Here is a 12,168-nt window from a genome sequence, read left to right as displayed (position 1 = left end):
ATCTCCTAGTCCGTGTACCGGATACGCGGGTCGAACACCGCGTACAGCATGTCGACGGTGAAGTTCGCGAACACCACGACGATGGCGATGAACATCACGAGATTTTGCACGATCGGATAATCGCGCCAGCGGATCGCCTCGACCAGGAAGCGGGCGACGCCGGGGATGTTGAACACCGTCTCGGTGACAATGAGGCCGCCGATCAGGAACGCCGCCTCGATGCCGATCACGGTGATGACGGGCAGGATCGCGTTCTTCAGCGCATGGTGATAGTTCACCGCGGCGTCAGAGGCGCCCTTGGCGCGCGCGGTGCGGATATAGTCCTGCCTCAGCACCTCCAGCATGGACGAGCGCGTGATGCGCATCGTCAGCGCCGAACTGCGGAAGCCGACCACCATCGCCGGGATGCAATAGGTCGCGAATGCCTCGCCAAAACTCTGCGGATTGGGATTGAAGATCGGCATCTGTCCGAACATTGCGACCGATGCGGTCAGAACCAGAAGGCCGAGCCAGAACGAGGGCAGGGACAATCCGCTCAGGCTCACCACACGCAACGCGTAGTCGATCCGCGACCCCTGCTTCACCGCGCTGATGACGCCGAGCGGAATGCCGATCGAAGCCGAGAACAGCAGCGCCAGCCCGGCGAGCCGTGCGGTGATCGGAATCCGCGGCAAAATCTCCTGCAGCGCCGGCTTCTCGGAGACGTAGGAGTAGCCAAAATCGCCGCGCAGAAAGCCGCTGATCCAGTGCCAGTATTGCATGATCAGCGGCTGGTCGATGCCGAGCTCCTTCTCCAGATTGGCCTTGTCGGCGGGGTCGACATAGCCGGCTGCGGCGAACAGGATGTCGACGATGTTGCCGGGGACGATGCGCAACAGGAAGAAGATGACGATCGAGATCCCGAACAGGGTCACGAGCATCAGGAACAGGCGCCGTACCAGATAGGCAAACATCCTGCGCCCTCCGCAAGCTGCTAGTCTTCAGCCCGTCGCACTATTTGTCGAGCCACACGTCCTCGTAGCGAAATCCGTTGTAAGAGCTGTTCGACATGATGGTGATCCCCTTGACATAGGGCTGCCAGCAGGTTCCGGCGCGCGCATGGAAGATGATGGGGCGGGCGACGTCCTCCTGCAGCTTCTTGTCGATGTCCCAGACCATTTGCTTGCGCTTGCCGACGTCGATCTCCTGCGACTGCGCGTCGAACAGCTTCTCGATCTCCTTGTTGCAGTAGTTGGTGTAGTTCCGCTCCGAGCCGCAGGAATAGTTCTCGTAGAAGGACTGGTCCGGATCGTCGACCGAATTGCCGGTCAAATTGAGGCCGAGCATATAGTCCTTGCGCGCGACTTTCGGGAACCAGTTTGCGGTCTCCACGACATCGAGTTCGCCGTCGATATAGATGCTCTTGAGCTGGTCGATCAGGATCACCGCGGGATCGCGATATTCCGCGAGATTGCGCGTCGATATCTTCACGGCGAGATGCTTGTCGGGGCCGTAGCCTGCCTTCTGCATCAGCTTCTTCGCCTCCTCGCGATTCGCTTTCACGTCCGGACCATAGCCCGGGATGGTTTCGAGCTTGTCCTTGGGCATGCCCCAGATGCCCTGCGGAGGTGGCAGCATGGTGCCGCCGATGTCGGCCTGGCCTTCGAACAGGATGTCGACGAAGGCCTTGCGGTCGAGTGCCAGCGACATCGCACGACGGATATCGATGTTGTCGAACGGCGGGGAGCTCGAATTGACGATGATGTTGGTCGAAACGTTGGTCGGTTCGACGACGCAGACCGCGTTCGGCGCCTGCGACTTGATGTCCTTCAGGAGCGGGATGGTGATATGCGTCGGAAAGGTCATATCGAATTTCCCGGCAACGAAGGCGAGAATCGCGGTCGAGCGGTTCGGGATGATGGTGTATTCGATGCCGTCGAGATAGGGCCGGCCCTTCTTCCAGTAGTCCGGATTTCGCGTCAGCTTGATCGATTCATTGGCCTTGAACTCGACGAATTTGAACGGGCCGGTTCCGATCGGATGGGTGCGCATGTCCGCAGGCGAGACGTGGCAGGGATAGATCGGCGTATAGCCGGAGGCGAGCATCGCCAGCAGCGAGGGTTGCGGTCGCTTCAGGTTGAAGGAGACCTCGAAGTCGCCGTTGGGCGTGACGTCGTCGACTTCGCTGTACCAGGCCTTGCGCGGATTCTGCCGCAGTTTCTGCTGCGACTTGCCCATGAGCAGATCGAACGTGCACTTGACGTCGGCCGATGTGAACGGCTTGCCGTCGTGCCATTTGACGCCCTGGCGGAGTTTGAACGTCAGTTTCTTGTTGTCGCCGCTCCAGGACCAGCTCTCCGCCAGCTCAGGCCTGAGGGTGTCGGGACTGTTCTGCGCGATGTGCTGATCGTAGATGACGAGATTGTTGAATATCCCCATGAAGGGCACGTTGACCGAATAGGTCGCCCCTTCGAGGATGGACGCATTGGCGGGGCTGTCGCGGTGATACATCCGCAGGATCCCGCCCGGTTTCGGCTCTCCGGCGAATGTCGTCGACGAAATTGCCAGCAAAGATAGCGCCGCCGTCGCGGCGAGCGCCCATACGCTCCGCATCCTCGGTCCTCCCTGGACATCGGCCGTTTACGGCCTGTTTGACCCAACGATAGCCGAGCCGCATGGACGGAGGCAACCGGCCAACGCGCTTTGGGGCCTTGGCACTTTGGATGACGTAACGCCGCAGGAGCTTCACACTTTCACAATGTGAGAGTGCAGGTGCGAAGAGACGGTTCCTGCGCCGATGTTGTGCGCAGCCGCATCGCCAATCTCCGCCGTCGTCCCCGATCCGGGATCCATAACCACAGGATTGGATTTGACGAAGACCCGGAGTTGCCTGCTCGCGCTGCGACTCCTCCCTGTGGTGATGGGTCCCGGGCTCGCGAATGCGTCGCGCCCCGGGACGACGGCTGAGTTTGTGGCGCTGCCTGCGCACACTACGGAGGCTCTCACACGATCCGCGACGTCTTGTTGCCCCAGTACCGGTCCCGCAGAAGCCGCTTGTAGAGTTTCCCGGTCGGCAGGCGCGGCAATTCCTTCTCGAAATCGACCGAACGCGGCACCTTTTGCCGCGACAGCGAGGCCCCGCAGAAGGCGATCAGCTCTGCGGCGAGCGCTTCGCCCGGCATCACGCCCGGCATCGGCTGCACCACGGCCTTCACTTCTTCACCAAGATCGGCATTGGGCACGCCGAACACCGCGGCATCCGCGACCTTCGGATGGGTGATCAGCAGATTCTCGCATTCCTGCGGATAGATGTTCACGCCGCCGGAGATGATCATGAAGGTGGCACGATCGGTCAGGTACAGGAAGCGGTCCGCGTCGACATAGCCGACGTCGCCGACCGTGCTCATGCTGCCATCGGCCGAGCGTGCCTCCCTGGTCTTCTCGGGGTCGTTGAAATACTCGAACGGCGATCCGGTCTTGAACCAGACCTGGCCGGGCGTGCCGATCGGGCACGGCTGCATGTTCTCGTCGAGAATGTGCAGGTCGCCGAGCAGCACCTTGCCGACGGTGCCGCGATGGCTGAGCCATTCCTCGCTGTTGCAGGCGGTAAAGCCGAGCCCTTCGGTGGCACCGTAATATTCGTGGATGATCGGCCCCCACCATTTGATCATGTCGTCCTTGACCAGCGCCGGGCAGGGCGCGGCGGCATGGATCGCGATCTCGAGCGATGACAGGTCGTAACGCTGACGCACCTCCTCGGGCAGCTTGAGCATGCGGGAGAACATCGTCGGCACCAGCTGGGTGTGCGTGATGCCCCATTGTTGCACGAGCTGGAGGTAACGTTCCGGATCGAACGTCTCCATGATGACCACGGTGCCGCCCATGCGGATCGTGAGATTGACCGCGGCCTGCGGCGCCGAGTGATAGAGCGGTGCCGGCGACAGATAGACCATGCCCTCGCGGTAGTGCCAAAGTCCGGTGAGGAAATCGAACAGCGGCAGATTGTGCTTCGGCGGCTCCTCCGGCAGCGGCCGCAAGATGCCTTTCGGTCGTCCGGTCGTGCCGGAGGAATACAGCATGGCGGTGCCCAGCCATTCGTCCGCGACTGGAGTCTTCGGCATATCAGCCGTGACGTCGGCCAGTCCCACGATGCGGTCGCTCTCGCCGGGGCCGTCGGCGACGATGCAGAGCTTGACGTCAGGGCAGGCCTGGATTGCCTCGCGCGCGATGTCGAGCTTTGCCACCGAGGTGATCAAGATCTTCGACTGGCTGTTGACGAGGAGATAGGCGAGCTCGCCCGGCGTCAGGAAGGAGTTGATGCAGGTGTAGTACAGCCCCGACCGCTCGCCCGCGCCGCAGGCTTCGAGATAGCGTGAGTTGTTCTCCATGAAGATCGAGTAGTGATCGAGCCGGTTCAATCCATGCTTGCGGAACAGATGCGCGAGCCTGTTGCTGCGCGCGTCCAGCTCGCGATAGGTGACGGCCTCGCCCGTCGCCGCCATGATGAAGGCGGGCTGGAGCGGGCGCAGGCGGGCATGCAGACCTGGGTACATCAATCCTCCGGGCTAAATGTCATGCGGCGAGATCGAGGATTTCGCGTATCTGCACAGGATTTTCGATCCTGCGCGGATTGCGCGGAATCCAGTTGGTGCGCATCGCCTGCTCGGCGATCGCATCGAAATGCTCGGGCGCGACGCGCACGTCAGTGAGGCTCCGCGGCATGCCGAGCGATCGAATGAAGGCATCGAGCACGTCGGCGGCGTTATGGCCGGGAAAACCCATTGCGGCGGCGACGATCATCTGCCGCTCGGCATTGGCGCTCGCATTCCAGCGCATCACCGCCGGCAGCATGATGCAGGAGGTGTAGCCGTGCGGCACGCCGAAGGCCGCGCCCAGCACGTAACCGATGCCGTGGCTCGCGCCCATCGGCACGCCGGCCGCGAGAGCGCCCATCGACAGCCAGGTGCCGATCTGCGCATCCATGCGTGCATCGAGATCCCTCGGATCGGCTTTCACGCGCGGCAGGGCGTCGGCGAGCATCGCGAGCCCTTTCACCGACTGCGCGTCGGCATAGGGATGGGTCTCGCGCGAGCAGATCGCCTCGACGCAATGGTCGATGGCGCGGATGCCGGTGGAGAGAAACAGCCATTCCGGCGTGTGAACGGTGATGGCAGGGTCGAGGATGGTCGCCCGCGGCACGGCCAGTGGATGCCGCAGCATCTGCTTCACATTCGTGCCGCGGTCGGTAACGCCGGCAATCGACGAGAATTCGCCGCCGGCAATCGTGGTCGGCACGCTGACCTGGCGCACTGTTGGCGGCGTCATCTCGGGTGCGACGCCCTTGTGCACGCGGATGCGGTCGATGCCGCCGATATCGTCGATGCCGTTGGCAAGGCAGAGTTGCACCGCCTTGGCGCCGTCGGTGATCGAGCCGCCGCCCACGGTGACGATCAAATCGGCGCCGGCCTCACGCGCGGCATTGGCGGCCGCGATCACCGCCTCGCGCGGCGTGTGCGCGGGCATCGCATCGAACAGCCCGACGCAGAGCGGCCCGAGCGCCTTTACGATTTTCGCGATTTCGTCGGTCTCTCGGTTCAGCGTGCCCGAGACCATCAGGAAGGCGCGGCGAGTCCCCAGCCGGTCCATCTGCGCGACGACGGCCTCAGCCGCCGGATGGCCGAACACGACCTCCTCGATCGCGCCGTAAACGACACGTCCCTGATGCACTCGCGTCCTCCCCGGACAATTCGTCTTGTTTTGTAAGGCCAATCTAGCCGAGCGGCCGGCATCCGTCATGTGCGAAGACGCTGGGTCTCCGCTCTCTCGTCTCCCTCTCCCCGCAAGCGGGGAGAGACGAAGAGATCGCGTGTCAACTCGCCATCCGGCCAGGGCACTCTCCGAAGCATTGCGCGTGACATGGTCTTGAAGATTTCATCATCGCCACCCATCTTGTGGCGCCCGCGGGTAGGTGACTACCCTGCATTTTCCGCGGCTTTCATGCGAGGACCTGGGATGAGTGGACCGGACGGAAGCGAGCAATTTGTCAAAACGCACGATTTCGTTCAGATCAGGCCTTACGCCATGGCCGGCCTTTTCGTCGCGGCATTCGCGCTCAGCGGTTGCGGTCAACCGGCCTCGCAGGCTGCTGCGCCGCCGCCTCCGCCGGTGACCGTCGCCCAGCCGGTCAAGCGCACCGTCACCGATTGGGATGAGTACACCGGCCGCTTCGAAGCGGTCGAAGAGGTGCAGGTACGTCCCCGCGTCGGCGGCTTCGTCAACTCGGTCGAATTCCAGGACGGCGCCATCGTGCATCAGGGCGACCTGCTCTATGTTATCGACCCGCGTCCGTTCGAGGCCGTGGCCGAGCAGGCGGACGGCCAGCTGTCCGACGCCCGCGCCAAGGTGGAACTCGCCAAGCGGGAGCTCGATCGCGGCCTGAACCTGGTGCAGACCAGCGCGGTTTCCGAGCAGGTCGTCGACCAGCGCCGGCAAGCCTTGCAGGCCGCGCACGCCGCCGAGACCCAGGCCGAGGGCGCGCTGAAGGCCGCCCAGCTCAACATCGAATTCACGCATGTGACCGCGCCGATCACCGGCCGCGTCAGCCGCCATCTCGTCAGCCCGGGCAATCTCGTGCAAGGCAGTGACAACGGCTCCTCGACCTTGCTGACCTCGATCGTGACGATGGACCCGATCTACATCTATTTCGACATGGATGAGACCACCTTCATCAAATACAGCAAGCTGTGGTTCGAAGGTAAGCGCCCGAGCTCGCGCGACACGGCGAACCCGGTGCAGGTGACGCTCGCCGGCGAAACCAAGCCGTCGCATGACGGTGCCATCAACTTCCTCGACAACCGCCTCGATGTCTCCACCGGTACGCTGCGCAGCCGTGCCGTGGTCAAGAATACCGATCTGTCGATCCTGCCCGGCCAGTTCGGCCGCGTCCGCCTGATCGGCAGCGCGCCCTACGAGGCGCTGCTGATCCCGGATGCCGCTGTTGCGACCGACCAGTCGCGCAAGATCGTGTTCGTGGTGAAGCCTGACGACACCGTCGAGGCGCGCCCCGTGGTGCTCGGGCCGCTCGATGACGGCCTGCGCGTGATCCGCGAAGGGTTGAAGGCGGAGGACCGCGTCATCGTCAATGGTATCCAGCGCGCCCGCGTCGGCGCCAAGGTCGCTCCGCAGACCGCTCCAGCGCCGGCCGGTGGCAAGGCTGGTGACAAGTCATGAATCTTGGCCGTCTCTCCATCAACCAGCCCATTCTTGCGATGGTGCTGTCGATCGTGCTCCTGATCGTCGGCGCGCTCGCTTATTCGACGCTGCCGATCTCCGAATATCCGCAAGTGGTGCCGCCGACCGTCGTCGTCACCACGCAATATCCGGGCGCCTCGGCGCAAACCGTGTCCGACACCGTTGCCGCTCCGATCGAGCAGCAGATCAACGGCGTCGAGGACATGCTGTATCTCTACAGCCAGGCCACGTCGAACGGCCAGCTCACCATCACCGTCACCTTCAAGCTCGGCACCGATCTCGACAAGGCGCAGGTGCTGGTCCAGAACCGTGTTGCCATCGCGCAGCCGCAGCTACCGGACGAAGTGCAGCGCAACGGCGTCGTCACCCGCAAGAACTCGCCCGACATCCTGATGGTCGTGTTCATGCTGTCGCCGGACGACACGTTCGACCAGCTCTATATCTCCAACTACTCGCTGCTCCAGGTCCGCGACCAGCTGCTGCGCATCGACGGCGTCGGCGACATCCAGATCTTCGGTGCGCGCGACTATTCGATGCGGCTCTGGCTCGATCCCGACCGCATCGCCAATCTCGGCCTGACCTCGGCCGAGGTACTGGCCGCGATCCGCGCCCAGAACGTGCAGATCGCCGGCGGCCAGATCGCCGAACCACCAATCGCCGACCGCGCCTTCCAGCCGAACCTCGTTTTCACGGGACGGTTGAAGGACCAGAAGCAGTTCGAAGACATCCTGATCAAGGCCGGCTCGGACGGCCGCACGGTGCGCCTGCGCGACGTGGCTCGCATCGAGCTCGGCGCGCTCGCCTATTCGACCAACAGCTTCCTCTTGCGCAAATCGGCGGTCGCCATGCTGGTGACGCAGCGGCCGGGGTCGAACGCGCTCGCCACCGCGAAGAACATCTCCGACACCATGACGCGGCTCAAGCAGAGCTTCCCGAAGGGCCTCGACTACAATATCGGCTACAACCCGACCGAGTTCATCGCCCAGTCCGTCCACGAGCTGATCAAGACCATCTATGAGGCCATGCTGCTCGTGGTCGTCGTCGTCCTGGTGTTCCTGCAAGGCTGGCGGCCGGCGATCATCCCGATCATCGCGATCCCGGTCTCGCTGGTCGGCACCTTCGCGGTGATGGCGGCGCTCGGCTTCTCCATCAACAATCTCACGCTGTTCGGACTCGTACTCGCCGTCGGCATCGTCGTCGACGATGCCATCGTCGTGGTCGAGAATGTCGAGAGGCATCTTGAGCATGGCCTCAGTCGGCGCGACGCCGCGTTGAAGACCATGGAGGAGGTCGGTGGCGCGCTGGTCTCGATTGCGCTGGTGCTGTGTGCGGTGTTCGTGCCGACAGCGTTCCTCGGCGGCATATCCGGGCAGTTCTTCCAGCAATTCGCCGTCACGATTGCCGTGGCGACCGCCATCTCCTGCTTCTGCTCGCTGACGCTCTCGCCGGCGCTGGCCTCGCAGATCCTCACGCCCCACGAAGCGAAGCGGCCACCCGCCGCCTGGAATCTGATCGCGCGGGCGTGGGGTGCCTTCACCGGCGCCTTCAACCGTGTGTTTGACCGGCTGGCGCACGGCTATGCCGGCGTCGCCAATTTCGTGATCCGGCATTCGGTGGTGATGATCCTGATCTATGTCGTGCTGATCGGCAGCGCCGGCTGGTTGATCGGGACCACGCCGCAGGGCTTCATCCCCGCGCAGGACCGCGGCTACGTCATCGTATCGGTGCAATTGCCGGGGGCTGCATCGCTGGCGCGGACGACCGAAATCGTGCGCGAGATCGAGCGGATCTCGCTGGATACGCCGGGCATCATCCGCGTCGCAGCCTTCGCCGGCTTCTCGGGCGCGACGCGCACGCAGGCGGGCAATGCGGCCGCGCTATTTCCCGTGTTCGACGAGCCCGAGGCGCGGTTGAAGAAGGGGCTGACGGCGAACGCCATCACGGCCGAGCTGCGCAAGCGGCTCGCCGCGATCCAGGGCGCGTTCATCATCGTGATTCCGCCGCCGGCCGTGCCCGGCATCGGCACCGGCGGCGGCTTCGCTATCCGCATCCAGGACCGCCAGGGCCGCGGGCCGGAGCTGCTGGCGTCCGCGACCGACGAGCTCGTCGCTGCCGCGCGAAAATCGCCGAACCTGACCTCGGTGTTCTCGCCGTTCTCGGCCAACACGCCGCAGCTCTTCGTCGACATCGACCGCACCAAGGCGCAGAAGCTCGGCGTTCCCATCTCGAACATCAACGACACGATCCAGACCTATTTCGGATCGACCTATGTCAACGACTTCAACCTGTTCGGTCGCACCTATCACGTCACTGCGCAGGCTGATTTCCCGTTCCGGAAGGAACCAAGCGATCTGGCGCGGCTGCGCACGCGCAACGCCTCGGGCGACATGGTGATGCTCGGCAGCGTGGTCGACTTCAGGGACGTCTCGGGCCCCGATCGCGTCGCCCGCTACAATCTCTACGCGGCGTCCGAATTGCAGGGTGAGCCGGCGCCGGGCACGAGCTCGACCACCGCGCTGAACACCATCAAGAAGCTGGCGGACGACACCCTGCCGAGCGGCTTCACCTTCGAATGGACCGACCTGTCATACCAGCAGGTCACCGGCGGCAATGCCGGCCTCTATGTGTTCCCGATCTGCGTGCTGTTCGTGTATCTCGTGCTCGCCGCGCAATATGGCAGCTGGACCTTGCCGTTCGCGGTAATCCTGATCGTGCCGATGTGCCTGCTGGCTGCCACGATCGGCGTTCGCATCATGGGGCAGGACGTCAACATCCTCACCCAGATCGGCTTCGTCGTGCTGGTCGGGCTCGCGGCGAAAAACGCGATCCTGATCGTCGAGTTCGCCCGCGACATCGAGAAGGAAGGCAAGCCAAGGCTTGAGGCCGTGATCGAGGCCTGCCGATTGCGGCTGCGGCCGATCCTGATGACGTCCTTCGCCTTCATCCTCGGCGTGCTGCCGCTGGTGATCTCGTCCGGCTCGGGCTCCGAGATGCGCCAGGCCGTCGGCGTCGCCGTGTTCTTCGGCATGATCGGCGTCACGCTGTTCGGCCTGCTGTTCACGCCGATCTTCTATGTGGTGGTGCGGAACCTGGCGGAAGGACGGAACGAGAAGAAGCCGGAGGCGGCGGCTTGAGGCTGCCTCTATGCCCGTCGGCGTGCCCACATCGCCCGAACGACGGCGCATAATGCCGCACCACCTCCGTGCTGACGAGCATCATGAAATGGATGGGCGCGGCCGGGGTTCTTCATTACACTCGGCGCGATTTCAAAACAGAACAATGCTGGGAGATCATAAATGAAATCAGCACTTTTGGCCGCTGTCGCGACGTCGGCTTTGCTGCTGGCCACGCCGGCCTCCGCGCAAGGGGTCAAGATCGGCATTCTCAACGATCAGTCCGGCGTCTATGCCGATTACGGCGGCAAGTATTCGGTCGAAGCGGCCAAGATGGCGATCGAGGATTTTGGCGGCGAGGTGCTGGGCCAGAAGATCGAGATGATCACCGCCGACCACCAGAACAAGCCTGATCTCGCCACTTCCATCGCACGCCGCTGGTATGACGCCGACAATGTCGACATGATCACGGAGCTGACGACGTCGTCGGTGGCGCTCGCCGTGCAGGACCTGTCGAAGGAAAAGAAGAAGATCGACATCGTGGTCGGCGCGGCCACGTCGAGCATCACCGGCTCCGCGTGTTCGCCCTACGGCTTCCACTGGGCGTTCGACACCCATGCGCTCGCGGTCGGCACCGGCGGCGCGCTGACCAAGGCCGGCGGCGACAGCTGGTTCTTCCTCACCGCGGACTATGCCTTCGGCTATGCGCTGGAAAAGGACACCAGCGAGATCGTCACCGCCAATGGCGGCAAGGTGGTGGGCTCGGTCCGCGTGCCGCTCAACTCCTCCGACTTCTCGTCCTTCCTGCTGCAGGCGCAGAGCTCGAAGGCAAAGATCGTCGGGCTCGCCAATGCCGGCCAGGACACCACCAACTCGATCAAGCAGGCGGCCGAGTTCGGCATCGTCTCCGGCGGCCAGAAGCTGGCAGGCCTCTTGATGACGCTCGCCGAGGTGCATGGTCTGGGCCTCCAGGCGGCGCAAGGCCTGGTGCTGACCGAAGGCTTCTACTGGGATCACGACGACACCACGCGCGCCTTCTCCGAGCGCTTCTTCAAGCGTACCGGGCGGATGCCGAGCATGATCCACGCCGGCACCTATTCGGCGACGCTGAGCTATCTGAAGGCGGTGAAGGCCGCCGGCACCAAGGATACCGAGGCGGTCGCCAGGAAGCTGAAGGAGCTGCCGGTCGACGACGCCTTCGCCAAGGGCAAGGTGCTCGAGAACGGCCGCATGGTCCACGACATGTATCTGTTCGAGGTCAAGAAGCCCTCGGAATCGAAGAAGCCGTGGGATTACTACAAGGAAATCGCAACCGTTCCCGGCGACAAGGCCTTCTTCACCGCCAAGGAAAGCGGCTGCCCGCTGACGAAGTGATTCTTTGTCGTCCTGGCGAAAGCCAGGACGACACCGAGTATGTGGCGGTGCAGTTGCCGTCACACCAGCCGCATCACCACCGCCGCCAACGCCCCTGCCCACAGCGCGATCGCTGCGAAAGCCTGGATCGCAAAGCCGGGGCCGCGCTTGGCGGCGGCCCGCGAATAGCCGATGAAATAGACGATGCGGCCGACGATCCAGATCGCGCCGATGCCCGCTGCGATGGCGTCGCTGACATAGGTCGCGAACAGCCAGAGCGACGGCAGGAAGATCGGCATCCATTCCAGCGTGTTCATCTGGATGCGGAAGGCGCGCTCGAAGTCCGGATGGCCTGACATCGCCGGCACCTTGACGCCGGTTCTGGTCCGCGACCGCGAGACGTTGACGCAGGTGAAGAAGTAAAATGCAAGCGCCAGCAGCGTGACGAGCGCGGTGAGATGATACATCGGGG

Annotated in this window: 8 protein-coding genes; 3 read left to right on the top strand and 5 right to left on the bottom strand. The window is 63.7% G+C overall.

What is annotated here, in order from left to right; genetic code table 11:
- Window positions 1-5: 5 nt before the first annotated feature.
- From XH90_RS33580 to XH90_RS33565, 4 genes are all read right to left on the bottom strand, one after another.
- Window positions 6-953, bottom strand: coding sequence for an ABC transporter permease (locus XH90_RS33580; protein ID WP_194478497.1), 948 nt, complete (start codon window positions 951-953; stop codon window positions 6-8).
- 40 nt (window positions 954-993) lie between these two features.
- Complete coding sequence (locus XH90_RS33575; RefSeq protein WP_194478496.1) at window positions 994-2,592, bottom strand: ABC transporter substrate-binding protein; 1,599 nt, start codon at window positions 2,590-2,592, stop codon at window positions 994-996.
- A gap of 389 nt (window positions 2,593-2,981) precedes the next feature.
- A complete protein-coding gene (locus tag XH90_RS33570; protein ID WP_194478495.1) occupies window positions 2,982-4,532 on the bottom strand; it encodes an AMP-binding protein in 1,551 nt (516 codons plus the stop codon).
- A gap of 19 nt (window positions 4,533-4,551) precedes the next feature.
- Window positions 4,552-5,706, bottom strand: coding sequence for an iron-containing alcohol dehydrogenase (locus XH90_RS33565; protein WP_194478494.1), 1,155 nt, complete (start codon window positions 5,704-5,706; stop codon window positions 4,552-4,554).
- Between the two features lie 285 nt (window positions 5,707-5,991).
- Between XH90_RS33565 and XH90_RS33560 the strand changes: the two genes are divergently transcribed.
- The 3 genes from XH90_RS33560 to XH90_RS33550 all read left to right on the top strand — a co-directional run bounded on the left by XH90_RS33560 (window position 5,992) and on the right by XH90_RS33550 (window position 11,717).
- Window positions 5,992-7,209, top strand: a complete 1,218-nt coding sequence (locus tag XH90_RS33560) for an efflux RND transporter periplasmic adaptor subunit (protein WP_194478493.1) — start codon at window positions 5,992-5,994, stop codon at window positions 7,207-7,209.
- A complete protein-coding gene (locus XH90_RS33555; protein WP_194478492.1) occupies window positions 7,206-10,364 on the top strand; it encodes an efflux RND transporter permease subunit in 3,159 nt (1,052 codons plus the stop codon). Before XH90_RS33560 ends, XH90_RS33555 begins: the two co-directional genes overlap by 4 nt.
- 162 nt (window positions 10,365-10,526) lie before the next feature.
- Window positions 10,527-11,717 carry an ABC transporter substrate-binding protein gene (locus tag XH90_RS33550; protein ID WP_194478491.1) on the top strand — a complete coding sequence of 397 codons (1,191 nt, stop codon included), beginning with the start codon at window positions 10,527-10,529 and terminating at the stop codon, window positions 11,715-11,717.
- Between the two features lie 59 nt (window positions 11,718-11,776).
- On the opposite strand, the gene XH90_RS33545 is transcribed toward XH90_RS33550, so the two are convergent.
- Complete coding sequence (locus XH90_RS33545; protein ID WP_194478490.1) at window positions 11,777-12,163, bottom strand: MAPEG family protein; 387 nt, start codon at window positions 12,161-12,163, stop codon at window positions 11,777-11,779.
- Window positions 12,164-12,168: the final 5 nt, after the last annotated feature.

The sequence above is a fragment of the Bradyrhizobium sp. CCBAU 53338 genome, from assembly GCF_015291665.1.
In the GTDB taxonomy this organism is placed as follows: Bacteria; Pseudomonadota; Alphaproteobacteria; order Rhizobiales; family Xanthobacteraceae; genus Bradyrhizobium.
This window is presented reverse-complemented; position numbering and strand designations above follow the sequence as displayed.